The organism is Riemerella columbipharyngis (assembly GCF_900101995.1).
GTDB lineage: Bacteria > Bacteroidota > Bacteroidia > Flavobacteriales > Weeksellaceae > Riemerella > Riemerella columbipharyngis.
Genome location: NZ_FNAS01000006.1, coordinates 81,064 through 108,045 on the forward strand (window position 1 = coordinate 81,064; position 26,982 = coordinate 108,045).

Genomic DNA, 26,982 nt, shown 5'->3' on the forward strand with positions numbered 1-26,982 from the left:
TTTAACCTTTTAATTTGCTTAATATACTAATATCCACCGACTTGGTATTTCTATACATCATTGTAATAATGGCAAGCCCTACGGCTACCTCAGCTGCAGCTACCACCATTATGAAAAACACTAATATCTGCCCGTTTCCGTCTCCTTTGTATGTAGAAAATGCTACCAAAAGTAGATTTACAGAATTGAGCATCAGCTCTACGCATCCCAATATGAGAATGGCGTTTTTTCTGAGCAAAACTCCCAAAACTCCCAAACAAAACAAAAATGTAGAGAGAATCACAAAATAATTCAATGGGATATGCTGAATAAATGTATTCGTTTCCATAATTATAAATCTTTTTTACCGATAAGCACCGCCCCTACAATACCCGCCAATATAAGTACTGAAGCTAATTCAAATGGCAGTACATACTCGTTAAACAATAGTTTCCCTAAATTCTTCGTAAGCCCTATTTCCTGATTTACCAATAGATTGGTAGGAATCTGCTGTGTCATATAGCCTTTCAAGGCCCCTAAAAGCCCCACCAAAATTAAGCCTGCAGAAAAAACGCCTGCTATTTTCATTACATTGTGTTTTTTCCCTTCGTCTTTAGCTTTCAGATTAAGCATCATCAATACATAAAGGAACAATACCATAATGGCACCGGCATAGACAATCACTTGTACGATACCTAAAAACTGCGCATTGAGCAAAATATACAGCCCCGCGATAGAGAAAAAAGTAACAATCAATGAAAGAATACTATACAGCGGATTTTTGGAAGCTACAAAGTAAATGGCACTTACCACTGCTAATCCCGAAATAATATAAAAGATAATCTGTTCCATTATTTATAAGATTTCTTTTGGCGTTCACTAACGTCTATTCTATTATCCATATCCTCCACTAATTTGTCCTTACCATAGACAAAAGAAGTTCTATTCTGTTCTGCATCTACGAGTCTATCCGTAAGGTAGATGGCAGACTTAGGACAAGCATCTTCGCACATTCCGCAGAAAATACATCTCAGCATATTGATTTGATAGGTAGAAGCATATTTCTCTTCTCTATAAAGGTGTTTTTGCTCCTTAGTTCTTTCTGCAGCCGTCATCGTGATAGCCTCTGCCGGACACGCCACTGCACAAAGCCCACAGGCCGTACATCTTTCTCTCCCCTCTTCATCTCTTTTCAGTACATGTCTTCCACGCCATACTTTAGCCCTCGGCTTTACTTCCTTGGGATATTGTATTGTACTGTCTTTTTTAAAAAAATGTTTTAGCGTAATTCCCATTCCCTTTGCTATTGCAGGAAGGTAAACCTTTTCTGCTAAGGTCATTTTTTTATTCGAGACTACTTTTGATCTGTTTGTCAGTTTCATTTATTACTAAAATTTATTTTAGTCAGATATCTCTGAATTTCTATTTTAATTAAATGCCAATATTATAGCTCCTGTAATTAATAAATTGATGAGTGCCACCGGAATCAGTGTTTTCCATCCAAGATGCATTAGCTGATCGTAGCGGAAACGTGGCAATGTCCATCTCACCCACATAAATACGAATATTCCAAAGAATACTTTTAGCAAAAATGCTGCAATACTAAGTACCCCCGCTATATTCTCTCCATAATTGTGTGTTACCCAATCTATTCCCGGATAATTGTACCCTCCAAAGAACAATACGGTAATCAAGGCATTAGATATAAACATATTCACATACTCCCCGAACATATAAAGCCCCAATTTCATCGCTGAATATTCTGTCATAAATCCTGCCACAAGCTCTGTCTCACACTCCGGCAAATCAAAAGGATGGCGATTACACTCCGCTAAAGCCGCCACAAAAAAGATGAGAAATGCCAAAGGCTGATAGAATACATTCCAATTCATTCCGGATACAGTAGGGATAAAATGCCATATTTTACCATGAGACTGAGCTTCCGTAATGGCACCAAGATCCAGAGACCCACACATCATTATTATTGACAATAATGCCAATCCCATCGCCAGCTCGTAGGAAATCATCTGCGATGATGCTCTGATGGCACCTATCAAAGAGTATTTATTATTAGACGCCCAGCCACCTATCATAATACCGTAAACGCCTATGGATACCATACCCATAAGGTACAGCACACCCACATCTATATTAGCAACTTGTAAGCTGAATGAATACCCTCCTATATTAAGGCTTCTTCCCCAAGGAATAACAGCACCTGTAATTAAGGAAATAAACATTACCAATGCCGGTCCCAATATAAATAGAAACTTCTCGGCATTCTGTGGAATAAAATCTTCTTTGAAGAAAAACTTCCCCCCATCTGCCAAAGGCTGCAAAAGTCCCAAAGGTCCTGTTCTATTTGGTCCCAATCTATCTTGCATCAATGCCGCTACTTTCCTCTCTGCCCAAGTGGAATAAGCCGCCACCGTAAGCGAAAGAATGAAAAGTGCCACCACCAAAATTATTTTAAAAGTCAATAAATCCATAGTCTATTGTTCTTCAGCGTTTAGTTCATCTTTTAGACTAATTTCTTTAGCCCCCTCGTACTCTATCTTTTCGTAAGCATCAGTAGTTTTTTCGTAATGATTAGCAGAAATCACGGAATGCCTGCTAATGTGTCTCGGTCCTTCAATATTCCAATATTTAAGATCTTTCTTATGGAAACGACAATCATTACATATAAACTCTTCTACTTCTCCATACTTATCCTTTCTTGCTGTTACTCTGATGACCTCATCCCCTTTCATCCAAAGTACAGCCTTACCACTGCATTTATCGCACTTGCAAGTCACATCAAGAGGCTTGGTAAACCACACTCTGCTCGCGAAGCGGGAAGTTCTGTCCGTAAGTGCCCCTACAGGACAAACATCTATCACATTTCCTATAAAATCGTTATCCAAAGCTTTGTTGAGGTAAGTAGAAATCTCTGCGTGGTCTCCACGGAAAAGAATACCGTGCTCCCTTTTCTCCGTCAATTGATTAGCCGCCAAAACACATCTTGCACAGAGGATACAGCGGTTCATATTTAGTTTGATATAAGGACCTATGTCTTCCGGCTCGTAAGTTCTCCTCTCAAACTCTGTACGGGTAATTTCGTTTCCGTGCATATAGCCTAAGTCCTGCAAGTGGCACTCTCCTGCCTGATCACAAATAGGACAATCCAAAGGGTGATTAACCAATAAAAATTCCGTAACAGCTTTTCTTGCCTCCTGCGTTCTCTCGGAAGTCAAATTTTTCACTTCCATACCGTCCATTACTGTCGTCCTACAGCTTGCCACAAGTTTCGGCATTGGACGCGGGTCTTTTTCAGAACCTTTGGATACCTCTACCAGACAAGTACGACAGCGTCCTCCACTTTTTTCTAATTTACTATAAAAGCACATTGCCGGCGGAACAGACCCCCCCCCAATCTGCCTTGCAGCCTCCAAAATGGTAGTCCCCGGTGCTACTTCGGTGGTATGTCCGTCTATGGTGACTTTAAATTTTATTACTTCCTCGCTCATATCTATTTGCAATTAGCATTAAGTAAAATCCCTAAAGCTCTTTGTTAATTATTTTTTTTAGTTCTAAATGTATAGCCTATCCCAAAATTAAGCTCTCCAAAGGCAAAATCTTGCCAAGCCTTATCAGGGTTGTTATTTAGTGTCGTTTTGATATCCCACATATTGACATATCCGTACTTCGCTTCTACTCTTGCCACAAAGTGCTTCCAAAAGACAAAGTTAAGATTAGTTCTTACATCTGCACCAAAACCTGCTACATGAAAGCGGTCACTCCTTTCGTTACCAAAAAGTTTCACATTACTCTTCGGAAACATTACACCGCCTCCGGCACCATAGCCCCACACTAAATCAAAGTTTCTATGATTGACTAAAGTTTTGTATTTCTCAGCACCTATGTTGATATAATTAAGTCCATCGGTATGCTCAAAGGTCAAGAATTGCTCATCCGACAAATCTACTTTTCCGTCTTTAACATAAGCGGCATATTTAGGGTCTGAAATATATCCGTGGAAATTGACTGTTTGATTTTGGTCCATCACATATTTCATATGGTCTAATCCTAAAACGATAGCGACATTATCTTTAATGAAATAAGCTATTCTTGCATTAGTCTGAGGTAATGTCACCTTAGTAGGGCCGAAATAAATCCCTAAATCAAACTTTGTAGGTCTGTCATATGCCGCTACATTATCCAATTGAAATTTGTATCCCTCACCGCTGAAACCTATATCAGAATTACTGAACCAGCCTCTATTCCATCCCCAAAATAATAACACAGAGCCTTTTTCGAAAGGTTTTCTTGTCTGGGCACTCATTCCTATCCCGAAAAAAATAAGCATTATGTAAATTATTCTGTTTCTCATCTCTATATCCTTATTTTAATTATCATTTTCTTCTACTTTCAGTGGAATTGGATCTGCATAATGTGTAATTCCATATGGCTGAGTTTGGGCAAGTTCAGGATTCTTGACATACCATTCAAATTCATCACGGAAGTGGCGTATCGCAGCCGCTACCGGCCATGCTGCAGCATCTCCCAGAGGACAGATGGTATTTCCTTCTATCTTTCTTTGGATATCCCAGAGCAAATCAATATCTTTCATTTCGCCCTTGCCTTCCACTATTTTTTTCAGTATTTTGTACATCCAGCCTGTTCCTTCTCTGCACGGAGTACACTGTCCGCAACTCTCATGGTTGTAAAATCTTGCAAGCGTCATCGTATGTTTTACGATACTTTGGTCTTCATCTAAAACAATAAAGCCTCCGGAACCCATCATCGTACCTGTGGCAAAACCGCCTTCCGAAAGAGACTCATAGTTCATATATCTCGGCTTGCCGTCTATGGTTCTTAATAAAAGATTCGCAGGAACGATAGGCACCGAACTTCCTCCCGGGATACACGCTTTCAGTCTTTTGCCGTTAGGGATACCACCGCAATATTCATCAGAATAAATAAATTCTTCCACCGTGATGGTCATATCTATTTCATAAACACCGGGTTTATTGATATTACCACAAGCGGAAATCAATTTTGTCCCTGTAGAGCGTCCTACGCCTATTTTGGCATATTCTTCTCCTCCCATCTGAATAATAGGAACTACCGCCGCTATGGACTCCACATTATTTACCACTGTTGGGCGTTCCCAAAGCCCTTTCACCGCCGGAAATGGTGGTTTCAATCTTGGGTTTCCTCTTCTACCTTCTAAGGACTCCAATAGTGCGGTTTCTTCTCCACAGATATATGCTCCCCCTCCTCTCTGCACATAGATTTCCAAATCAAAACCGGAACCTTGAATATTTTTCCCCAAAAAGCCGGCTCTTTTAGCCTCTTCTATAGCCTCTTCCAAAATATCGGGAATCCAAGAATATTCTCCACGAATATAAATATAGGAAGTATTAGAACCAAGGCAATAGGATGCAATCAAAATTCCCTCTATAAGAATATGAGGAATAAACTCCATCAAATAACGGTCTTTGAATGTTCCCGGCTCGGACTCGTCTGCATTTACCACAAGGTGTCTTGGTATGCCTTCCGGTTTGGCAAGGAAACTCCATTTCAGTCCGGTAGGGAACCCCGCTCCACCACGACCTCTAAGCCCGGAAGTTTTCACCTCTTCCAAAATTTGCTCAGGTGTCATCTTCAGCGCTTTCTCTGCTGACTGATAGCCTCCTTGTCTGCGGTACACATCAAAATGACGAATACCCTCTATATGTGCGTCTTTAAGTAAAAGTTTTTTACTCATTGGTTTTTAATAAAATTAGTCTAAAGCAATCGCTCCCTGTCTGCAAAGCTCAAGGATTTCATCTACTTTTTCTTTGGTTAAATGTTCGTGATAAAACTTACCCAGCTGCATCATCGGTGCATAGCCACACGCCCCAAGACATTCCGCAGGTTTCAGAGTGAACAATCCGTCTTCCGTAGTTTCTCCATCTTTTATATTGAGAGTCTTGCGGATATGGTCCAAAATATCATCACTCCCATTGAGCATACAAGGTCCCGTTCTACATACTTCCAGCACATATTTCCCTACGGGCTTCATATTGAACATCGTATAGAAAGTAGCTACCTCATAAACTTCTATGGGAGTAATTTCCAAAACCTCTGCTACATAATCCATTACAGGGACACTTAGCCACCCTCCAAATTCTTTTTGCGCTATATGCAAAACTGGTATGAGAGCAGATTTCTGTTTTCCCTCCGGATATCTTGCGATAATTTTTTTAACCTTTTCTAAAATTTCAGGTTTAAAAGCAATCGTTTCGCTCATTATTGTTAATTTTTAATTTTGGGCTAAGCTCTTTTTCAGCCCTAAAACACTTTAACTAAAGTATTTATTTTCACTACCGAAGAAAGAAATTAAGCGTTCTTCGATTTTTTATTTCTAAGCATCTAATTCCCCTGCTATCACATTCATACTACTCATTGTAATGATGGCATCGGATATCATAGAACCCTTAATCATCTCAGGATAAGCCTGATAATAGATAAAACACGGGCGTCTGAAATGCAATCTGTATGGTGTCCGCCCACCATCGCTAATCAAATAAAAACCTAACTCTCCATTTCCGCCTTCTACACAGTGATAAACCTCTCCCTTAGGGATATCTTGTTCTCCCATAATGATTTTGAAGTGATAAATCAGTGCTTCCATTTTGGTATAAACATCCGGTTTAGCAGGAAGATAAAAATCAGGTACATCTGCGTGATAGTCTCCCTCCGGAAGGTTTTCGTAAGCATTTTTTACCAATTTATAGCTCTCCCATATTTCCTGCTGGCGAACCATAAAACGGTCATAGGTATCCCCTGCCGTTCCTATCGGAATAATGAAATCAAAGTCATCATAAGAACAATAAGGCTGTGCCACCCGCACATCATAATCCACCCCCGCAGCACGAAGATTTGGCCCCGTAAAGCTATAATTAAGCGCTCTTTTCGCAGAGATAGGTCCAGCCCCGATGGTTCTGTCCATAAATATACGGTTACGCTCCATCAAATCGCAAAACTCCTGAAATCTTTTGGGGAAGTTATTAATAAAATCTTTTATTAATTCGTGGAACTTAGGACTAAAATCCCTTTCAAAACCTCCTATTCTACCGATATTGGTAGTCATCCTGGCTCCACAAACTTGCTCGTACATTTCATATATTCTCTCCCGGTCTTGGAACACATAAGTAAACCCTGTAAGTGCCCCTGTATCTACCCCGATAACGCCGTTGCAAACCAAATGATCGGCTATCCTTGCAAGCTCCATCATAATGATACGCATATAGTCCACGCGTTTAGGAACTTTGCAGCCTATCAGCTTCTCCACCGTCATATGCCAGCCCAAGTTGTTAATAGGTGCAGAGCAATAATTAAGACGGTCTGTAAGTGTGGTGATCTGAGCATAAGGTCTACGCTCGGAAATTTTCTCAAAAGCACGATGGATATAGCCTACTGTCTGCTCGGAATGAAGAATACGCTCTCCATCCATTGTCAGGATATTTTGGAAAATACCATGGGTAGCAGGGTGTGTAGGTCCCAAATTGAGCGTATAGAGTTGTCCGTCTATTTGCTCATTGCTTTCGCGGTGGTTGAGTATATTTGATAATTCGTTATCTTTCATAATATTTTTGCTTGATGCAAATTATACTGTTCTAAAAACTGTTCAGTATTCTATCTACCGAACATTTTATCGTCTTTATCTTCCCTTGTACCATCTTCCAATCTGTACTCTTTCAGCATAGGATGGTAGCCCAGTTCGGGATCATTCAGTATCGCTCTCAAATCCGGATGCCCTCTAAATTTTATTCCATAGAAATCAAAGGTTTCACGCTCCATCCAATTGGCTCCCGAATAAATCTCCGTCATAGAATCCACCTCTGCATTTTCTTTTGGCATAAAGACTTTAAGGCGTATTCTAAAATTCTCTCTCATATTATGCAGATGGTAGATGACTCCCAATTCCTTTTCTTTGTCTTGAGGATAATGAATTCCACAAATATCTGTAAGAAAATCTATCTGCAAAGAAGACTCTTTGAGGTGGTGAATCACTTTTTTGATATCCTCTTTTTTTATTACTAAAGTCAGCAAACCATAAGGTTCAGAGCTTTCCAAAATACTTCCCGGAAATTCTAAATCAATGGCTTGTAAAACATATTCATTTGTCATTATTCGGCTATTTTTGTTCTAAGCTATTTGATATCATAGCTTTCTAATAGTGCTTTATATTCCGGCAAATCCCTTCTTCTTAGGCTTTCGCTTTGTGCCAATGCCTGAACCTGCATAAAACCTTCCAATATTTGCTCCGGTCTTGGCGGACAGCCCGGCACATAGACATCTACAGGAATTATTCTATCTATCCCCTGCAATACGGAGTAAGTATCGAATATCCCACCGCTACTTGCACAAGCACCCACTGCTATCACCCACTTCGGTTCTGCCATCTGGGTATAAATCTGTTTCAGCACCGGTGCTAATTTTTTAGAAATCGTGCCACATACTAATAGACAGTCTGCCTGTCTTGGAGAAAAAGACATCCGCTCCGCTCCAAATCTTGCCAAGTCAAAGGTAGGCATCATCATCGCCATAAATTCAATACCGCAACAAGAAGTAGCAAACGGCAAAGGCCACAGCGAATAAGAACGAGCCATACCTATAAGGCTGCTCAATTTAGTCGCAAAAAAACCTTCTCCGGAAACGCCCGGTGGCGCTGGTGCATCTGTTTTTATTACTGGTTTCGTATCAGACATAATTTTTCTTAAAATTTATTAAACAACCCTTCTATTTATCCCAATCCAATGCTCCTCGTTTCAGCACATATAAAAACCCGATGAAGAACACCGCCACGAAGGTGACTACTGCTAAAAAGCCTTCTATCCCAAACTCTCTAAAATTGATAGCATAAGGATAAAAGAAGATAATATCAATATCAAACAGCACAAATAATATCGCAGTAAGGAAATACTTTACAGAGAAAGGAGTTCTCGCATCTCCGTCTTTCTCGATACCACACTCAAAAGCATCATTCTTCACGCTCCCGTTAAGCCTCGGACCCAAAAAGTGCGATGCCACCAAAGACACAATCACAAACCCCAAACCTACAAGGGCCTGAATCAATATCGGTATATAATTAGCAGGGATACTCATCATTATCATTCTTTATTTTCTTTGACTTGCAAAAATACAAAATTCGGAGCAAAAGTAGAAAAATAAGAATGTGCTCAGATCATATTTAAGGTGATATTTCTATAATTTAGAAGTATTATAAATAAAATTCTACCTTATTTTTTCAGTTTTCTGAGGATAACATAAGCTATGTAAGCGATATAAAGAAACAGAAAACTCCCAAAAAGAATATTGATAGCTGTACTAATTTTATAATCTTTCACTTGGAAAAATAAGTTGTATGCAAAGAATGCTAAAATCAAAATTGCGTAAACGATGAGCTGCTTTTTCATCACCAATAAATATCATTTATAAATAAACATCCAGCCCGTAAGTCCTTCTCCTTTTATGATTCACGGGGTGATAATCCTGCCAAAGAAGTTGGATATTTTTATTTTCTTCAAGCTCCGGATTCGTCTCTAAGAAACGGACACCTTTCCGCTTAAAAGTTTTATAAATTTCATTGAATATAATGGAAGTAACTCCCCTACGCTGATAGCCCGGATGAATTCCGATAAGATAAAAATTAGCCCTATCATTTTTCTTTCCCGCATTTAAGAAGTGGTACCACCCAAATGGGAAAAGCCTGCCATTAGCTTTTTGCAAAGCCTTGGAATAAGACGGCATCGTGATGGCAAATGCCACAAGATTATGCGAAGCATCTTCTATGCAAACAATATAATCTTTGTCTATAAAACCAAAATACTTTTCTTTATAGGTCTGTACCTGCTGAGAGGTGATAGGAGTATAGGTAGAAAGCGGCTTGTAAGTCTCATCTAAAAGACGAAACATAGGCTCTACCAAAGGTAAAACATCCGATTTTTTTTGAAAATTCAAAACTTTAAGCTGATATTTCTCCGCGATAATCTTACTAAACTTCTCCACTTTATCAGGCAAAGTATCAGGGAATTTTATTTCAAACTCCACCCACTCTTTCTCTTTTTTCAGTCCCAATTTTTCAAGATGCCTCGGATAGTATTCGTAATTATAAATACCTATCATCGTCGCCAAACGGTCAAACCCCATAATGAGCATACCTGCCTTATCCAGATTCGTAAAACCCATTGGCCCTTCTATTTTAGAAACCTTGTGGGCTTTTGCATAATCTATAGCTTGCTGAACAAGAGCTTTGGAGACCTTCTCATCATCAATAAAATCCAACCAACCGAAGCGTACTTTACGTATCCCCAGCTCCTCTTTTTCTTTGTGGTTAATCATCACAGCTATCCGCCCCACTATTCTCTTGCCTTTATAGGCTAAAAATAATTCATAATCAGAATAAGACAATGCCGGATTTTTCCGAGGATCCCAAATATTCTTTTCATCATCAATGAGTGGCGGTACGAAATAAGGATTTTCTCTATATAGCTCAAAAGGAAATTTAATAAACAACATTAAATCTCTCTTCTCCGAAACTTTCTTTACTAATATCTCACTCATTTTATTGCACGGATATAAATTTATTATTTTATTCTTCCAAGAATTAAAAGTTATTGTTTTTTCTTATTTTGTTGTTTTTCGAAAAATTCCTGATCTATCCATCTATCTTTGGTATTAGCATCCACCAAATACAGTAGTTCACCCTGTTTGGCTATAATCAAATTCTTGGACATCGGTATAGGAAGCCGCCTGTTTTCCAATGTTGTAAGTCTCACAGATACAGCATCTTTTTTCCTCACCACATCTCCCATAAATATATTAGAAGAACTTTGCCCATTTTGTTTATCATCAAAAACTTCTACATAAGTAACACTTTTTGTCTTAAAAATAATAAATTGCCGCTCTATATGATCTTCAAAATCTTTTATAAGAACAAACTTCTTGTCAGACAAAGACACACTGTCTAAATGCTGCCTCCCCAGCTGAATTCTTTCTTCTAAGCGTTCGAGCAAATCATATACCTTTCCTATTTGAGCGTTCACCCTTAAGCCGCCCAACAAAATAAACACTACCAAACCTAATTTTTTCATAATTTTATTTTTAATGCAAATGTAAATATCCTTTTTATATCTAATTCTTATTTTTTTGAGCCAGCAATATACAACTTTTTAATTATTTCTCTACATACTAAAAATCAAATATCTATGTTTGCCAAATACAAGCCCCCCCTTCCTATGACTTAGTAAAAACAGTAGCAATTTATAAGCCCCAAGCCTGATCTACAATACATAGAAACCTACTCATCGGAGTAATTTTATCTTTTTTGCAAAAAAACATTTGTGGAATAAAACAGAAATATAATTAAAAAAACCGCCTTTATTTAAGGCGGTTTGTGAGCGCGAAAGGATTCGAACCTTTGACCGTCTGCTTAGAAGGCAGATGCTCTATCCAGCTGAGCTACGCACCCTAAACAATATTAATAAAAAAGTCGGGGCGGCAGGATTCGAACCTGCGACCTCCTGGTCCCAAACCAGGCGCGATGACCGGACTACGCTACGCCCCGAAAAAAATTGCTGCGGAGGGTATGGGATTCGAACCCATGCGACCCTTTCGGGTCGACAGTTTAGCAAACTGCTCCGTTAACCACTCCGGCAACCCTCCTCTGTATTTTCAAGAACTTCTACTTATCAATTGCGAGTGCAAATATATAACAATTTTCTATAACTACCAAATTTAATTGTAAAAAAATATTACCTATCTTTGTTTCCCAACAAAAAAAACACAAACACAATGCATAAAAACCTGCTTATCATAGGATTAAGCATCACACTTACATCTTGTGCTTCACGCCCTACTACTGCCGTAAATACAAAAAAAAGCACTTTGCTGGTTACACAGACAAAAAAAATTACACCTAAAAAAGAAAACAACCTCATCAAAATAGATAATATAGATTTCTATCAAGTAAATATCGCAGATTTATCAAAGAATAATAACACCATCAGCTATGGTTCCATTGTCTCTGCAAATCCTCAGGGCTATTCTATTTCTAAAGAGCACTTCCCTTCCGTGGGGCAAAATTTCAGAGAACGCTTTATTATAATCCATTATACTGCATTGGACTATGAAAAATCTATAAAAGTACTCACTCAAAAAAATGTAAGTGCCCACTATCTAGTAAACGACCGCCCTGACAAAGAAATTTATCAATTGGTAGACGAAAACAAAAGATCTTATCACGCCGGTGTAAGTCACTGGCGAAACTTCGACAATCTAAATGACAATTCCATAGGAATAGAAATCGTAAACTCCGGCTTTGTCCTAAATTCTTCAGGCCAGCGGCAGTTTTTCCCTTATCCGGATTATCAATTCCGCAAAGTTGCAGCCCTCATAAAAGACCTCGCTACTCGGTATATGATTCCGCCTACTAATATTTTAGGACACTCTGACATTGCACCTACGAGGAAACAAGACCCCGGGCCTATGTTTCCTTGGAAAAAACTGTATGATGACTATGGTTTGGGTATGTGGTACGACACCTCTTCCGTGCAAAACTATATAACGATCTCCAACGATGATATTGTTCATCAATACAATTCTCCTGCCTTCATTGCTAAGGTTCAGAAAAAACTAAAAGATTTCGGCTATGCCATAAATATTACTTCAACCTGGGACAAAGACACAAAAAAAGTCATTCAGTCTTTCCAATACCACTTTCACCCTTCTAAAACAGATGGTGTATTAGATGCAGAAACCTGGGCGATATTACAATCGCTATACGACAAGTATAAATAAACAAAATCCCCGTTCTTGTATGAATGGGGATTTTTATATGAGCTATTTTCTATTTTACTTCACCACTTTCATCTCATTGACAAGGTGTTTTGCATTGGCATATTTATCAATAACAAAAAGAATATATTTGGTATCTACCATAATGTTTCGGCAAAGTTTTGGGTCAAAATTAATATCACTCATCGTTCCCTCCCACTGACGGTCAAAATTAAGCCCCATCAGATTACCATAAGCATCTAATACGGGACTTCCCGAGTTCCCTCCGGTGGTATGATTGGTGGCAGTGAAATTCACAGGAACCTCACCCGTTTTGTCTTTATACACTCCATAATCCTTAGAATTGTAAAGATTGATAAGTTTTTGGGGAACATCAAACTCATAGTCACCCGGAATATATTTCTCCATTATCCCACCCAGATGCGTTTGATAGCCGTAGTAAACAGCATCTCTCGGATTAGAACCTTTCACTTGTCCATAGGAAACCCTTAGTGTAGAATTGGCATCCGGGAAGAATTTTTTCTGTTTATCCGTAGCCATTTGCTCTGCCATATATTCTTTTTGGTAATGATCTATTTTCTCTTGCAAATCATTATAAGACTTCATTACATTAGCTCTGTAAGCCGCTCTAAGCTCGGATGCCAATTGATAATAAGGATCTGCTTTTAAGGCTTTCACAAATTCCGGATTTTTAATCAATTTCGATAAATCCGAATAAATCACCTTTCCGTCAAAAGTTTTCTGTCCGCTGATCAAAGACAGCGAAGTCCAACTGTCCAAAGTCTCCATATTCTTTTGAACATCCGAAAACTTAGAAAAGCCTTGAGGTAAGAAATTTGGATTATTCTTTTGTTGATACAAAGCCAAAACTTTCGCCATCACTTTTGCATCCAGCATTGCATCGTAGTTTCTGTACATTTCATCTATGTAATCGATCTGCTCGCCGCTGATGGATTTTCCCTTTTCTTGCTGCGCCACCAAGTTCATCAAATTGGAAGCCAATCTAAGTGTCTGGCAATTCCGAAACATCTCGCCATAATAAGCATCATTAACGGCATATGGCGATTGCTCTTCGTACAGTTTGGTGAGCGTTTCTATCGTTGGTTTTATATTTGGATTAAGGCTAATGAGTTTTGCCTCGTATTGTTGGCGTTTTTGTACAGCTTTAGATTTTTTCAGTCCCTCTACTTCTCCTATCCATTTTTTCCAATAATTGGCAACAGATGCATATTTTGCAGCATATTTTATCCTCGTAGCATCGTCTTTTCTCATTTTTTCGTCTAATGTTTTCAGAGCGACATCTCTCACAGCTATTCTTGCAGGGTCAATTTCATTCACGATTTTATCTATCGCTATTGACGGCAGGTACTCCTGCGTACGCCCCGGAAAGCCAAACACAAAAGTGAATTGATTTTCTTTTTTATCTTTTATGGATATCGGCAAAAAATATTTCGGCTTGTATGGGACATTATCCTTAGAATATTCCGCCGGTTGATTATTTTTATCAGCATAAATTCTGAACATAGAAAAATCTCCCGAGTGTCTCGGCCAAACCCAATTGTCCGTATCGCTGCCGAACTTCCCTATCCCCGATGGAGGTGCCCCTACCAAACGAACATCATTAAAGGTTTCTTTCACAAAAGCATAATATTTATTACCGTAATACATTGGCACTATATCTACGCTCTGATAAGGTTTTAGCTTAAATTCTTCTTTTAACCTATCTATATTTCTCTTTATTTCCGCATCAGAAGCATTTTTATTTGCACCTAAAACTTGAGAGGTAACATCTTTTATATCCGTTATAAAATCCACATAAAGCCCCGGATTAGGCAGCTCTTCCGAAGTGGTTTTTGCCCAAAATCCCTCGGTAAGGTAGTCGTGTTCCAGCGTAGAATGTGCCTGTATCTGCCCGTACCCGCAGTGGTGGTTGGTAAGCAGGAGCCCTCTGGGAGAAATCACTTCGCCCGTACAGCCTCCATTAAAATGCACCACCGCATCATTGATTGCAGGCTTGTTTGGATTGAAAATATCTTTTGCCGAAATCTTCATTCCGAGTTCTTTCATTTCTTGTTCGTTTAGTTCCGTAGGAATCCACATTCCACCGTTTTGCTGAGCAAATGCCGCCACAGCAGGCATCACAATCGCGGATAGCAGTATAATTTTCTTTATCATATTTAATTTATTTTTAGGTTAACGCAATGTTTCATCGTGCCAATTTAAGAATTTTAATCAATATCTCTTGACTTCAATCGTATCAATTTCAAAATTAACAATTATCTTGAAACAATTCATCTATTACATTCTTCGTTTCGGCGATATCGTGTACTCTTAGGATTCTTACGCCTTTCTCCAATAGTGTTTTATGCAGTTTCTGCGTTTCGGTTGCAATCGTATTCGGACTTTTCCCTAATGGTTTATAAATAAAAGATTTCTTAGAAATCCCTGCAAGAACAGGATAATTTCCCAAACCTATATACTCTATTTCCTCTATCATTTGTATTTGATTCTCTATGGTTTTTCCAAAGCCAAACCCAGGGTCTAAAATCACATCATAAACGCCTTGCGCTTTCAGTTCTGCCAATTTATCTGAAAAATATCGATTGATGCTATACACTATGTTTTCGTACGCTATTTTCTCGTGCATCGTTTTGTAGTCGGGGTTACAATGCATCAAAATATAAGGCAGCTGCGTTTCTGCCACCGTACCAAACATATCAGCATCAAACTGCCCTCCGGATATGTCATTCACAATATCAATTCCCTCATCTGCACCAAACCTGACCACCGCCGAATAAAAGGTATCCAAAGAAATATAACAATGTGGAAACTCTTTTTTAAGTTCGGATATGATATTCCTTATACGCTTAATTTCCTCATTTGCCGATAAATATTGTGCATTCGGACGGGTAGACTGTGCACCTATGTCAATAATCTCTGCTCCGTCCTCCAGCATTTTTTCAGCTTGGCAGAGTGCCGCTTTTTCGTTATTAAACCTGCCCCCGTCAGAGAAAGAATCCGGAGTTACATTCAGGATTCCCATAATCTTAGGCTTAGACAAATCCAAAAGCCGCCCCCTGCAATTGATACTAAATCTCTTTTCCATTCTTATCCTACATTATTTCTTCTAAATGTGTCCGTATTCTTGTCATAACCATAGGGACAATGTTTACACCCGCTTTTGCAGCAGTATCCTCTCTTTAAAAGATACTTTGCCGTAAATACGCGGTATCCTAAATCGTTGTAATAATAATCTTCTTTTTCCTTCAAATCTTGCAGAGACATAATAATCTGTTTATATTTGCTTGATGATACTAATCAAAACAAAATGGTTAAAAAACACCAAGGTACAGGGAATCGCCCTATATCCCTTCATTATTCTGCGAAGATACGAAGACAAAACGAATTTTGTGCTTATTAACCACGAAAAGATACACCTGAGACAGCAGCTGGAATTATTGATCATATTCTTTTATATTTGGTATATCTTAGAATTTTTAATCCGATGGACAAAGTACCAAAACTACGACAAAGCCTACCGCAAGATTTCCTTTGAGCAAGAAGCTTATGCTCACGACCAAGAAAGCAACTACCTTGAAAAAAGAAAATTTTGGTCTTTTGTAAAATATCTGAAATAATGGAAATTTCTAAAATCCCTATCATCAAAATCCCCATAAACAAAGGCATTGAAATCTTCATCAAAAGAGAAGATTTAATAGATCCGGACATATCCGGAAATAAATTTTGGAAACTCCTCCACAATATTAAAAACTATCTGGGAACCCACCCAAAAGAGCCTTTTATCATCACCTATGGCGGTGCTTTTTCTAATCACATCGCCGCTACGGCAGTCCTTGGCAAAAAACTAAATATAAAAACTTTAGGCATCATAAGAGGCGAAGAACTAAACCGCAAATGGCATCTGAATCCAACCTTAAAAAAAGCTAATGAAAACAAAATGGATTTCAGATTTGTAGATAGAGAGAGCTACCGAGATAAGCATAAAATGACACTCGCATTACAAGAGGAATTCCCCAACGCACTCATCATCCCCGAAGGCGGTACCAACCATCTCGCCGTAGAAGGAATAAAAGGAATGCTCACCAGCGAAACGAAATATTTTGATTATCTTTGTAGTGCCGTAGGAACAGGGGGGACTCTGGCAGGAATCTCCAAATATGCCGAGCCGGAACAGGCAGTTATAGGGCTAAAAGTAGTGAATGACGAGAGTTTGCACCAAAGGATTTTGAGCCTTAGCCAAAGGACAAACTTTCAGTTAGAAGATGCTCATTATGGCGGATATGGGAAAATAAATGATGAACTTATCCGTTTTATCAATGAATTTAGAGCAAAGTTTGGCATTCCTTTAGACCCTGTTTATACCGGAAAAGCAATGATGAAATTGATGAAATTGATAGACCAAAACTACTTTGAAATAGGAAGTAAAATTCTAATGTTTCATACGGGTGGTCTGCAAGGAATTGAAGGAGCAAACTACCTTCTAAAAAAACAAAATAGAACTTTAATAGATATATGAAAAAAATATTTTTGGCATTAGCGATTGTAAGTTTTAGCAAAACTTACGCCCAGTATTGGGCTAATGAAGACCAGTATATCCAGAACTTTGCACTGTATGCAGTAGAAGAAATGCAGAAGTACAAAATCCCTGCAAGTATCACGATTGCACAGGGCTTGTTAGAGTCTTCCGGAGGACAATCTAAGTTGGCAAGACAAGGAAACAACCACTTTGGGATTAAGTGTAAAGAAGACTGGACAGGACCATCTATGAGGCATACAGACGATGCCCCCAATGAATGTTTCCGCGTGTATTCCAGCGTAAGAGATTCCTACGAAGATCACTCAAAATTCTTGGCTTACAGAAAATACTACCGAAAGCTGTTTACGCTGGATCCCAAAGATTACAAAGCTTGGGCTTTTGGGCTAAAGAAAGCCGGCTATGCAACAAATCCAAAGTATGCCTATATCCTCATTAACAAAATAGAAAAATACAAACTCCACAAATTTGACGACGATACTACGCCTCAGTCTGTCTATGCCACACTTCTAACGCTGTACCCTGACCTATATTCCAACAAAGAGTTTATGGCAAAAGCCAATGCCCAAAATACTGAAAATACCATTGCAGCTAATGACAACAACACCAAAAAAGTATCTCCTACCGTAGTGGTTCCTTACAAGCAGACTTCCTATGCTGAACAAGTACGAAGGAGAGATGCTATAGAGAAAAATGCCAATGACACATGGCAAAATGTTTTAGTAAGAAACCACCCTAACGGAGATAGAAAATACATTATTGTTCCATTAGCCACCAATGTGGATTTCTTGGCCCAAAAATACGATATCAGAGGAAGGAGAATTATGAGATGGAACGAACTGGAATCCGCCAATATCCCTGCAAACTCCATTATATTCTTAGAATCAAAATCCGGAGAAGGCAATGTCTCTACCTATATCGCTCAGCAGGGGGATACGATGTACAGCATCGCCCAAAAATTTGCAATAAAACTGCACCGCTTGTACCAAAGAAACAGAATGGACGAAGGACAAGAACTCCAAATAGGACAAGTTATTTATTTACAAGGAAGAAAACCAAAAAATTAACCTAATATTATGCTATACCAAAGAAGCAGTGCTTTATTCAGTGAAGCCAAAAAATATATCCCAGGGGGCGTAAATTCACCCGTAAGAGCTTTCAAATCCGTAGGTGGTGTTCCCATCTTTATGAAATCCGCAAAGGGAGCCTATCTTACCGATGAAGACAATCGCACCTATATAGACTATATCAACTCTTGGGGACCTGCCATATTAGGACACACGCACCCCGAAGTCGTAAAAGCGGTGCAGAGCCAAGCCGAAAAAGGTTTTTCTTTTGGAACACCTACGGAATTGGAAACCGAAATCGCAAAACTCATTACAGAAAATGTCCCAAATATAGACCAAATAAGAATGGTATCCTCCGGAACAGAAGCCTGTATGAGTGCTATACGATTGGCAAGAGGCTACACCGGAAGAGATAAAATCATTAAATTTGAAGGGTGCTATCATGGGCATTCAGACTCATTTTTGATAGAAGCCGGAAGCGGTGCCGCTACTTTTGGAACACCTAACTCACCCGGAGTTACGCAAGGAACTGCGAAAGATACGCTATTAGCAAGATATAATGATTTGGAGCAAGTAGAAGATTTATTTCATCATAATGAAGGAGAAATAGCCGCCGTAATCATAGAACCGATAGCCGGAAATATGGGCTGCGTACTCCCTGAATTCAATTTTTTAAAAGGGCTGAGAGAATTATGCGATAAATACAACACACTTTTAATTTTTGATGAAGTAATGACCGGTTTCCGATTGGCTTTCGGAGGTGCACAAGAGGTTTTTGGCATCAATGCCGATTTGGTAACTTACGGAAAAGTCATCGGAGGAGGAATGCCGGTAGGTGCCTTTGCAGGAAGAAACGAAATAATGGACTGCCTCGCCCCAAAAGGTAATGTTTACCAAGCAGGAACACTTAGCGGAAACCCCTTAGCTATGCGTGCAGGACTTACCACTTTACAACTTATAAAACAAGATACCGAGTTCTACAACCGGATTAACAAAAGTACAGAAACCTTAGATTTTGAAATATCCAAAATACTTAGTAGCAAAGGCATTGAACATAGAATCAACCGAAAAGGCTCTATGATGTCCGTATTTTTCCATACCAACAAAGTAGCTAATTTCAACGATGCACAGAATGCCAACCACGCTCTATTCAACAACTTCTTCCACTATCTTTTGGAACGAGGTATCTATCTTCCACCGAGCGGGTACGAGACTTGGTTTATTTCCGATGCCATCACTTCCACAGAGATCGACAAAACTTTGGAGGTTATCAACAAATTTGAGTACTAAAACATTATAAATGTTGAAGATATAACACTATGCCTAAACTGAAAACTGTATATTCTTGTCAGAATTGTGGCACTCAATATCCCAAATGGTATGGGCAGTGTAAGAATTGTGGCGAGTGGAATACCCTGATGGAGGAAGTTGCAGAAAAACAAACAACAAAAAACTATGCCGGAGGTTTTGGGAAACAGCATATTATCAACATTATAGAAGTAGAAACTCAGGCGGAAGAACGCATAAAAACGCCAAGCCAAGAGCTGAACCGCGTATTGGGAGGAGGGATAGTATTAGGTTCCGTAACTTTGATTGGCGGAGAGCCCGGCATCGGGAAATCTACACTGTTGTTACAGTTAGCTCTTAAAATGAAAAAGAAAATCCTCTATGTATCCGGAGAGGAGAGTGCTTCCCAAATCAAAATGAGGGCTAATAGACTGACCGAATTACAAAATCCCGAATGCTTCCTCTATACGGAAACCTCCGTGGACAAAATCCTACACGAAGCTAAAAAGCTACAGCCCGATTTTATGATTATAGACTCTATACAGACGCTTCATTCAAGCGTAATGGAAAGTTCCCCTGGCACAGTATCCCAAATACGAGAATGCTCCGCGGAAATCATTAAATATGCTAAAAGCACCAATACACCGGTATTTTTGGTAGGACATATCACCAAAGATGGACAAATAGCAGGACCAAAAGTTTTGGAGCACATGGTAGATGTTGTCTTAAATTTCGATGGAGATAGAAACCATTTGTTTAGGCTACTGAGAGCCAATAAAAACAGATTCGGTTCTACCGCCGAAATTGGAATTTACGAGATGATATCGGCAGGACTTAAAGAGATTAAAAATCCTTCGGAAATTCTAATTTCCAAAAAATCGGGAGAATTTTCCGGCAACGCCGTAGCGGTTACTATGGAAGGAAACCGCCCTATGCTGCTGGAAATACAAGCCCTCGTAAGTTCTGCGGTATATGGAACACCGCAAAGAAGCTGTACGGGCTTTGATGCGAAAAGGCTGAATATGCTCTTGGCAGTATTGGAAAAGAGGGCAGGATTTCAGCTGGGGGCTAAAGATGTATTCCTCAATATTACAGGTGGAATAAAAACTGACGACCCTGCATTAGACTTAGCCGTAGTAGCTTCTATCTTGTCTTCTAACGAGGATATGACGATAGCAGAGCGGTATTGCTTTGCAGGGGAAATAGGGCTGAGTGGCGAGATAAGACCCGTCCCTCAAATCGAAAAAAGAATCTCTGAAGCCGAGAAATTGGGCTACGAAAAGATATTTGTTTCCGTACAAAATAAAATTCCAAAGAAACTTAATATAGAACTCGTAAAAGTCTCTAAAATAGAAGACTTCCACGAGAAGCTGTTTTAAGCCCCTCCGAACATAGATTAGTGCCTCCCTTAAAATCCCTCTCAAGGGAGCAATTCTCTGCGTGGAAAAATTTAGAAGTAGAAAAAAATCGTTAAAGGAACGAGGGACTCATAAGAAAAATCCCATAACTTAAATATCGCCATCTCACTTCTCAAATCCCACCATCTCATACCACTCATAGAATCTCATCGACCACTGCGTGAGGGATAGAACCGGCATCCTTTTTTTTGAGGAGGAACGACGAAAAAAAAGATATAGGCGAAAGCCCGACGGCAAACCTGCGGTTAGCAGACGTGGAGCTGGCTGCCGGCACGCCCAAATAAAAAAACAGTTAATCCTTTATTTATGGTCTTTTCTTCGTGCAAGTTTGCTCCATGTATTAAGAACAAAAACACCTATGATACCAATGATAGACGCCGCAATGGAAAAAACGAATTTAGTATTTTCGTTGTGCATAAAGCCCAATCTCCAGTTTATCCCTGCGAAGCAACATCCTAAGCATATAATGAAGAACACCAAAAATATTTTGTAAATCGTTTGCATAACTCTATTTTTAGAAATGAATATAATGTGAAATCAACTGTGCAAAGTTAGCCGTAAATAATTTAATAGATATCGCCAAAAGAATGATCCCGAAAACCTTCTGGAAGATAAGCAGCGTGGCCTCCCCCAAACGGCGTTCCATCCATTCCGCAGACTTTAAAACAATATATATGAAAACAATATTCATTAAAATACCCACAACGATATTGATGGTGTGATACTCCGCCCTCAGAGAAAGAATCGTAGTGAGTGCACCGGCTCCTGCAATAAGTGGAAACGCCAGCGGAACGATAGATGCTGCCCCCACTTCTGTAGGCTTATTGATTTCAATACCCAAAATCATTTCTACCGCAATGACAAACATTACGAAAGCTCCGGCTATAGCGAAAGAATTGACATCCACGCCTATAAAATTCAAAATTCTATCTCCTATAAACAAAAAAGAAATCATAAGCAATAAAGAGGCTAAAGCCGCTTTTTCCGACTCTATATGCCCAAACTTCTTCCTTAACGATACAATAATCGGAATAGAGCCTATAATGTCTATCACCGCAAATAACACCATAAAGCTGGTAGTAGCTTCTTTTAATGAAAAGTCTTCAATAAAACTCATAGTCTAATTTTCCGCAAAAATAATAAATTTAATCGGTCTTAGAGCCTGTTTAACATTTTAAGTCATAAAATATCAAACAGGCTGTTTTATGGTTAATCCAATTTCAAATCTGATTTTATCAAATCTATTTTATCAAAAAGATTTTTTTGTTTTATTTCAAATTCTTTCTCTGATTTTATCGTGTCTTTTACACTAAAATAGAATTTAATCTTAGGCTCTGTCCCTGATGGACGAATGGCAACTTTGGAACCGTCTTCTGTATAGTAAATCAATACATTGGACTTTGGAATATCTGCCATTTCGGATTTTTCATTGGTCTCAAGATTCCATAGCGTCTGCTCTTGATAATCTTTTATCGTAACCACCTTAGAACCTGCAAGTTTTTCCACCGGATGATTTCTGAAGTCCGTCATCATCTGACGAATAATCTCAGCACCTTCTTTTCCTTTTCTTACGATATTTACCAGTCCCTCTTGGTACATTCCTATCTCTTTATAGATATCTATAAGGTATTGGTAAGGCGTTCTGCCATTGGCTTTGCACCACGCCGCAATCTCGCAAGCGGTAAGAATAGAGCCGCAGCTGTCTTTATCTCTTACAAAATCTCCGGTCATAAAACCAAAACTTTCCTCTCCTCCGCAGATGAATTTTTGTTTGCCTTCGGCTTCGCGTATCATCTTGCCAATCCACTTAAATCCGGTAAGGCTCGCCTTGCATTCTATTCCGAATTTTTTAGCAATATCAAAGAAAATATCCGAAGTAACGATGGTAGAACCTATGAACTCGGTTCCCGTAAGTTTTCCTTCTTTTTTCCATTGTTCAAGGATATAGTATGTGAGCAGGGTATTGGTTTGGTTGCCGTTTAGCAGCTGCATCTCTCCGTCCAAATTTCTTACTGCCATTCCCAGTCTATCGCCATCGGGGTCTGTTCCTATCACGATATCCGCATTGGTAATCCTTGCCAGATTCATTGCCATAGACAAAGCACTTGGCTCCTCCGGATTAGGGCTTTCCACAGTAGGAAAATTTCCGCTTGGCACCATCTGCTCCGTTACCAAATCTACTTTTTTGAAGCCCGCTTTCTTCAAAGCTTTAGGAATTGTAGTATAAGTAGTCCCGTGTATAGAAGTGAATACAATATTGAGATTTCCTCTGCCTATGTCCTGATAGAGGGAATTTTTGATACAAGTATCAATGTAAACATCATCTTGTTCCTCTCCTACCCACTCAATCAAATCATCATTTCCTGTAAATTTAATATCCTCATACTTGGTATTATAAACCTCTCTGATGATACCCTCGTCATTCGGCGGCACTACTTGGGCTCCATCATTCCAATACACTTTGTAGCCGTTGTATTCCGGTGGATTATGAGATGCCGTAAGGACTATCCCTGCATCACACTTCTTATCTCTTACCGTAAAAGAAAGCTCCGGCGTAGGGCGGTGGTATTTGAATAAAAACACTTTGATACCGTTGGCCGTAAGGATATCTGCACACAGCTTTCCAAATTCCTTAGAATTATGCCTTACATCGTAGGCGATAGCTACTTTTATGGTTTCATTGGGAAACTGCTGATGAAGGTAATTTGCAAGTCCTTGAGTAGCTTGTCCCAAAGTATATTTGTTTAGGCGGTTCGTTCCCACTCCCATTATTCCACGCATTCCTCCCGTTCCGAACTCCATATTTTTGTAGAAAGAATCTTCCAAATCTGGCGAGTTGGAATCTATCATTTCTTGCACAGCCTTTCTTGTTTCTTCATCAAAAAAATCACTAAGCCATTCTTTTGCTCTATCTAATGTATTCATTATATTGTTATTTACTAAGTTTAAGGTTTTTCTTTATTTACGACATCTGTTTGTTTCCCTATTTTAAGATTTCTAACGGGGTCACCATAGTAGGTTAATTTAGCAGTATTTTCCACAAAACCGCTAAGCTCATGATTAACACTAAGCTCTGCGTAATTTTCATTTTTAGAATGTAAGACAAGGTTACCCACCTCCCAATATGGAGCAATCACACTTGCGGTATCCGAAATATTGAGTGTCGCATTCTGAGTAACGCCGGAAAAATTAGCCCGAGATTTTTGGAACATATTCACTACGGCTTTAGGGGTACGAATAGCCCCTATAAACTTGCCTTGTTTTTTTAGTTCAATATTAAGGTGAGGCGTATCCAGCTCTCCGGAAACATTCATTTCTACGGAATCCGAAATAGCAATCTTGGTAAGCGGATTTTTGGTATAAACCGTAACGGTATAGAAATCCACGCCACCCGTTTCTCTTTTTTCAGTGATATTGAGCGTGCTATCTTTTACATTAATATCAAGATTATCGATAAAATTAGAGTAAGTCTCCACATCTACAAAGTTCTGTTGGCTCGGCACATAGAACAGTCTATACTTCCCTACCAAATTAAGTTTATTAAATGCCGAAAGCTCAATCTGCTTATCTTGTATTTTCCCTTCCGGTTTCAGCTTTGAACAAGATATTACCGCAAAAACAGCCCATATGTAACAGAAGTATTTCATTACTAAATAATTTGGTCGATATGATAATTTTTGTGTTCTCTATTGGTCCTGATAATCATTTCGCCCAAGAACCCTGCAATGAAAAGCATTGTCCCCATCAGCATCATCGTAAGAGCGATATAAAACCAAGGATTTCTTGCGATAAGATTGCCATACACACCTTTGGACATTTCCATCAATTTAGAAATACCCAACCACAATGCCGAGAAAAATCCAACAATAAACATCAGCGTACCACCTGCTCCGAAAAAGTGCATAGGACGCCCGCCAAAACGGCTCACGAACCAAAGGGTAATTAAGTCTAAAAAACCTCTGATAAAACGCTCAGTCCCAAATTTGGAAGCCCCATAAAGCCTTGCCTGATGCTGCACTTCTTTTTCCGTAATTCTTCTGAAACCTGCATTAGCAGCCAGTACAGGAATGTAGCGGTGCATATCTCCATACACATCTATGGATTTTACCACTTGCTTTTTGTAGGCTTTCAGACCACAATTGAAATCGTGAAGGAATACCCCCGAAACCTTTCTCGCCGCAGCATTGAAAAGCTTAGACGGCATATTTTTGGTCATTACATTATCATAGCGTTTTTTCTTCCATCCGCTTACGATATCGTAATTTTCTTCTGTTACCATTCTGTAAAGCTCCGGAATTTCCTCGGGGAAGTCCTGTAAATCCGCGTCCATCGTGATGACAACTTCGCCCTCTACTCTACTGAAAGCGGCGTGTAGCGCTTGGGATTTACCATAGTTTCGGGAAAACCTTATGCCGTGGATATGTTCGTTCTGAGACCTAAGTACCTGAATAATCTCCCAAGAATTATCCGTACTGCCGTCATCCACAAACCAGACATCATAGGACAAACCCGCCTCTGTACATACTTTTCGGATTCTTGAATACAATTCTTCTAAAGATGCCTCTTCATTAAGCAATGGAACGACAACGGATAAATTCATAATAGAAGTGATTATTTATAAATTAAATTGACACTTTACTTCTAAAAAAGCCCGATAAAATCAAGGATAAAAGTAAGAAAAATAAACAATATCCTGCAAAAACCAAGCTGAAATAATACGCAGAAAACATATCCTCGTGCTGCTTTTCTTTATACTGAATTCTCACCTGTGCTTCTTGATATTTGGTTTCCAGCTCTTTGTAAGCCTCCGTATTGGGTTTCAAAACTTTTTTGGCTTTGGTATATTCCTCTTGCAGAGAATGTTTATAGCTTTCTATATATTGCTGGTTGAGAACTTTTTTAGAAGCTGTATCTATAAAATTAAGGTTACAATATACGCAGGTAATGAACAAAAACCCCGCTACAAACATCGGTACAAAAGATTTACCCAAAGCCTCTAAAAAGGTAATGCTCCCCCTCTCTTTCTTGTATAAATAGACGGAGAAAAACGCACCTATCCCAAAGATAAGCGGCAACACAAACGCATTCATCAGCATCGTAATACGGAAAAACTGTGCATCTCCTCGGAACATAAAATGTACTACAAAGAATAGTAACATTAGCACAAAATATACAACAGCTCCAATATATAGCGATTTCTTCATTACTTAATTTTAATGATTAAATTTCAAGAGGACAAAATTACGGATAATTTTTCACTAAAACCCAATAATAAAAGAAGAACACACAAACTACAAAAATCACTAAAAATCAAATACTTAATAAAAAAAACTACAAAAACCACTGCAAATACTTAGAATTTAATAATAAATTTGTATATTTGCACCGGCAAGTCCTAAACAACCAGCTCCTGAAAATCCTCCAGGGTGGGAACACAGCAAAGGTAATTGGTTGTAGCGGTGTGATTTAGGTAGCTTGCCTTTTTTATTTGCCCTCTATATATTTATAAATTCAATTACCCCAACTACATTTTTATCTCTATTAAAAACATATTATTAAAAAAATCAAAATAGTTTTAATTATCCAACAGAAAATCATAAATATCTACATTTTCAAACTAGTTTATTTATAAATAATATAAATTACAATTATATATATTTTTTGTTTTATAATATAGTTTTTTTTAGATTCAAGATAACTTAAGAAGATTTATAGTTTTGTAAATCACTATTAATCAATGAAAAAAAACAAGTATGTTGCCCATTCAAGAATTTTCGAGGCAAAATTTAGAGAAATTTTAGATCTATTTTGTATTAATATTAAAGCCCTAAATAAGTAATATTTTTGTGAT

The 26,982-nt window shown here is 38.7% G+C and carries 30 protein-coding genes, 3 tRNA genes and 1 other RNA gene; 7 read left to right on the plus strand and 27 right to left on the minus strand.

Going from position 1 to position 26,982, the window contains the following annotated elements:
• Position 1 precedes the first annotated feature (1 nt).
• The 18 genes from nuoK to BLS89_RS04940 form a co-directional block, all read right to left on the minus strand.
• Entirely contained in the window at positions 2-328 is a 327-nt protein-coding gene (nuoK, locus tag BLS89_RS04860) for an NADH-quinone oxidoreductase subunit NuoK (RefSeq protein ID WP_092736369.1), read from the minus strand.
• 2 nt (positions 329-330) lie between these two features.
• Positions 331-831: an NADH-quinone oxidoreductase subunit J family protein gene (locus tag BLS89_RS04865; RefSeq protein WP_092736370.1), complete on the minus strand. Its 501-nt coding sequence runs from the start codon at positions 829-831 to the stop codon at positions 331-333.
• Positions 831-1,319 (minus strand): NuoI/complex I 23 kDa subunit family protein, encoded by a 489-nt coding sequence (locus tag BLS89_RS04870; RefSeq protein ID WP_394330512.1) that lies wholly within the window; start codon positions 1,317-1,319, stop codon positions 831-833. Before BLS89_RS04870 ends, BLS89_RS04865 begins: the two co-directional genes overlap by 1 nt.
• Before the next feature lie 87 nt (positions 1,320-1,406).
• Entirely contained in the window at positions 1,407-2,468 is a 1,062-nt protein-coding gene (nuoH, locus tag BLS89_RS04875) for an NADH-quinone oxidoreductase subunit NuoH (RefSeq protein ID WP_092736372.1), read from the minus strand.
• A 3-nt stretch (positions 2,469-2,471) separates the two neighbouring features.
• Positions 2,472-3,485 carry an NADH-quinone oxidoreductase subunit G gene (locus tag BLS89_RS04880; RefSeq protein ID WP_092736373.1) on the minus strand — a complete coding sequence of 338 codons (1,014 nt, stop codon included), beginning with the start codon at positions 3,483-3,485 and terminating at the stop codon, positions 2,472-2,474.
• A gap of 44 nt (positions 3,486-3,529) precedes the next feature.
• Positions 3,530-4,324 (minus strand): hypothetical protein, encoded by a 795-nt coding sequence (locus BLS89_RS04885; RefSeq protein WP_245688870.1) that lies wholly within the window; start codon positions 4,322-4,324, stop codon positions 3,530-3,532.
• A 39-nt stretch (positions 4,325-4,363) separates the two neighbouring features.
• The gene (gene nuoF / locus BLS89_RS04890; protein ID WP_092736375.1) at positions 4,364-5,728 is read right to left on the minus strand and encodes an NADH-quinone oxidoreductase subunit NuoF; all 1,365 of its coding nucleotides are present in this window, start codon (positions 5,726-5,728) and stop codon (positions 4,364-4,366) included.
• Between the two features lie 15 nt (positions 5,729-5,743).
• Positions 5,744-6,253: an NADH-quinone oxidoreductase subunit NuoE family protein gene (locus tag BLS89_RS04895; protein ID WP_092736376.1), complete on the minus strand. Its 510-nt coding sequence runs from the start codon at positions 6,251-6,253 to the stop codon at positions 5,744-5,746.
• Positions 6,254-6,367: 114 nt separating this feature from the next.
• A complete protein-coding gene (locus tag BLS89_RS04900; protein WP_092736377.1) occupies positions 6,368-7,591 on the minus strand; it encodes an NADH-quinone oxidoreductase subunit D in 1,224 nt (407 codons plus the stop codon).
• 50 nt (positions 7,592-7,641) lie between these two features.
• Positions 7,642-8,136 (minus strand): NADH-quinone oxidoreductase subunit C, encoded by a 495-nt coding sequence (locus BLS89_RS04905; RefSeq protein ID WP_092736378.1) that lies wholly within the window; start codon positions 8,134-8,136, stop codon positions 7,642-7,644.
• A 23-nt stretch (positions 8,137-8,159) separates the two neighbouring features.
• Positions 8,160-8,717 carry an NADH-quinone oxidoreductase subunit B gene (locus tag BLS89_RS04910; protein WP_092736379.1) on the minus strand — a complete coding sequence of 186 codons (558 nt, stop codon included), beginning with the start codon at positions 8,715-8,717 and terminating at the stop codon, positions 8,160-8,162.
• 31 nt (positions 8,718-8,748) lie between these two features.
• Positions 8,749-9,114, minus strand: coding sequence for an NADH-quinone oxidoreductase subunit A (locus BLS89_RS04915; RefSeq protein WP_092736397.1), 366 nt, complete (start codon positions 9,112-9,114; stop codon positions 8,749-8,751).
• 134 nt (positions 9,115-9,248) lie between these two features.
• On the minus strand, positions 9,249-9,425 hold the full coding sequence (locus tag BLS89_RS10620) for a hypothetical protein (RefSeq protein WP_176763247.1): 177 nt from the start codon (positions 9,423-9,425) through the stop codon (positions 9,249-9,251).
• A gap of 16 nt (positions 9,426-9,441) precedes the next feature.
• Complete coding sequence (locus tag BLS89_RS04920; protein ID WP_092736380.1) at positions 9,442-10,572, minus strand: GNAT family N-acetyltransferase; 1,131 nt, start codon at positions 10,570-10,572, stop codon at positions 9,442-9,444.
• A 50-nt stretch (positions 10,573-10,622) separates the two neighbouring features.
• Positions 10,623-11,102: a hypothetical protein gene (locus BLS89_RS04925; RefSeq protein ID WP_092736381.1), complete on the minus strand. Its 480-nt coding sequence runs from the start codon at positions 11,100-11,102 to the stop codon at positions 10,623-10,625.
• A gap of 303 nt (positions 11,103-11,405) precedes the next feature.
• A tRNA-Arg gene (locus BLS89_RS04930) sits at positions 11,406-11,479 on the minus strand.
• A 21-nt stretch (positions 11,480-11,500) separates the two neighbouring features.
• Positions 11,501-11,575, minus strand: a tRNA-Pro gene (locus BLS89_RS04935).
• A gap of 13 nt (positions 11,576-11,588) precedes the next feature.
• A tRNA-Ser gene (locus tag BLS89_RS04940) sits at positions 11,589-11,673 on the minus strand.
• A gap of 129 nt (positions 11,674-11,802) precedes the next feature.
• On the opposite strand from BLS89_RS04940, the gene BLS89_RS04945 reads away from it, so the two are divergent.
• Entirely contained in the window at positions 11,803-12,807 is a 1,005-nt protein-coding gene (locus BLS89_RS04945) for an N-acetylmuramoyl-L-alanine amidase (protein ID WP_092736382.1), read from the plus strand.
• A gap of 54 nt (positions 12,808-12,861) precedes the next feature.
• On the opposite strand, the gene BLS89_RS04950 is transcribed toward BLS89_RS04945, so the two are convergent.
• From BLS89_RS04950 to BLS89_RS10625, 3 genes are all read right to left on the minus strand, one after another.
• Complete coding sequence (locus BLS89_RS04950) at positions 12,862-14,979, minus strand: S46 family peptidase (RefSeq protein WP_092736383.1); 2,118 nt, start codon at positions 14,977-14,979, stop codon at positions 12,862-12,864.
• 94 nt (positions 14,980-15,073) lie between these two features.
• The gene (gene folP, locus BLS89_RS04955) at positions 15,074-15,910 is read right to left on the minus strand and encodes a dihydropteroate synthase (protein WP_245688872.1); all 837 of its coding nucleotides are present in this window, start codon (positions 15,908-15,910) and stop codon (positions 15,074-15,076) included.
• A 2-nt stretch (positions 15,911-15,912) separates the two neighbouring features.
• On the minus strand, positions 15,913-16,089 hold the full coding sequence (locus tag BLS89_RS10625; RefSeq protein WP_176763248.1) for a C1orf53 family protein: 177 nt from the start codon (positions 16,087-16,089) through the stop codon (positions 15,913-15,915).
• A 23-nt stretch (positions 16,090-16,112) separates the two neighbouring features.
• Here BLS89_RS10625 and BLS89_RS04960 point away from each other — a divergent pair, with 23 nt between their 5' ends.
• Genes BLS89_RS04960 through radA form a run of 5 tightly spaced genes read left to right on the plus strand, consistent with a single transcriptional unit; the run spans position 16,113 to position 21,092 of the window.
• Complete coding sequence (locus BLS89_RS04960; RefSeq protein WP_092736384.1) at positions 16,113-16,442, plus strand: hypothetical protein; 330 nt, start codon at positions 16,113-16,115, stop codon at positions 16,440-16,442.
• The gene (locus BLS89_RS04965) at positions 16,442-17,341 is read left to right on the plus strand and encodes a 1-aminocyclopropane-1-carboxylate deaminase/D-cysteine desulfhydrase (RefSeq protein ID WP_092736385.1); all 900 of its coding nucleotides are present in this window, start codon (positions 16,442-16,444) and stop codon (positions 17,339-17,341) included. The genes BLS89_RS04960 and BLS89_RS04965 overlap by 1 nt, the downstream gene beginning before the upstream one ends.
• Complete coding sequence (locus tag BLS89_RS04970; RefSeq protein WP_092736386.1) at positions 17,338-18,426, plus strand: glucosaminidase domain-containing protein; 1,089 nt, start codon at positions 17,338-17,340, stop codon at positions 18,424-18,426. The genes BLS89_RS04965 and BLS89_RS04970 overlap by 4 nt, the downstream gene beginning before the upstream one ends.
• Positions 18,427-18,435: 9 nt before the next feature.
• The gene (gene hemL / locus BLS89_RS04975) at positions 18,436-19,716 is read left to right on the plus strand and encodes a glutamate-1-semialdehyde 2,1-aminomutase (protein WP_092736387.1); all 1,281 of its coding nucleotides are present in this window, start codon (positions 18,436-18,438) and stop codon (positions 19,714-19,716) included.
• A 29-nt stretch (positions 19,717-19,745) separates the two neighbouring features.
• A complete protein-coding gene (gene radA / locus BLS89_RS04980; protein ID WP_092736388.1) occupies positions 19,746-21,092 on the plus strand; it encodes a DNA repair protein RadA in 1,347 nt (448 codons plus the stop codon).
• A gap of 339 nt (positions 21,093-21,431) precedes the next feature.
• Here the strand turns inward: radA and BLS89_RS04985 are convergent, their stop codons facing one another.
• The 6 genes from BLS89_RS04985 to BLS89_RS05010 all read right to left on the minus strand — a co-directional run bounded on the left by BLS89_RS04985 (position 21,432) and on the right by BLS89_RS05010 (position 26,335).
• Complete coding sequence (locus tag BLS89_RS04985; protein WP_092736389.1) at positions 21,432-21,635, minus strand: hypothetical protein; 204 nt, start codon at positions 21,633-21,635, stop codon at positions 21,432-21,434.
• A 10-nt stretch (positions 21,636-21,645) separates the two neighbouring features.
• A complete protein-coding gene (locus tag BLS89_RS04990) occupies positions 21,646-22,248 on the minus strand; it encodes a MarC family protein (RefSeq protein ID WP_092736390.1) in 603 nt (200 codons plus the stop codon).
• A gap of 92 nt (positions 22,249-22,340) precedes the next feature.
• Positions 22,341-24,056 (minus strand): phospho-sugar mutase, encoded by a 1,716-nt coding sequence (locus tag BLS89_RS04995; RefSeq protein ID WP_092736391.1) that lies wholly within the window; start codon positions 24,054-24,056, stop codon positions 22,341-22,343.
• Positions 24,057-24,076: 20 nt separating this feature from the next.
• Positions 24,077-24,778: a GIN domain-containing protein gene (locus BLS89_RS05000; protein WP_092736392.1), complete on the minus strand. Its 702-nt coding sequence runs from the start codon at positions 24,776-24,778 to the stop codon at positions 24,077-24,079.
• Between the two features lie 2 nt (positions 24,779-24,780).
• Positions 24,781-25,731 carry a glycosyltransferase family 2 protein gene (locus BLS89_RS05005; protein ID WP_092736393.1) on the minus strand — a complete coding sequence of 317 codons (951 nt, stop codon included), beginning with the start codon at positions 25,729-25,731 and terminating at the stop codon, positions 24,781-24,783.
• Positions 25,732-25,753: 22 nt separating this feature from the next.
• The gene (locus tag BLS89_RS05010) at positions 25,754-26,335 is read right to left on the minus strand and encodes a DUF4199 domain-containing protein (RefSeq protein ID WP_092736394.1); all 582 of its coding nucleotides are present in this window, start codon (positions 26,333-26,335) and stop codon (positions 25,754-25,756) included.
• A 182-nt stretch (positions 26,336-26,517) separates the two neighbouring features.
• Between BLS89_RS05010 and ffs the strand changes: the two genes are divergently transcribed.
• Positions 26,518-26,615, plus strand: an RNA gene (ffs, locus tag BLS89_RS05015) — signal recognition particle sRNA small type.
• Positions 26,616-26,982 lie beyond the last annotated feature (367 nt).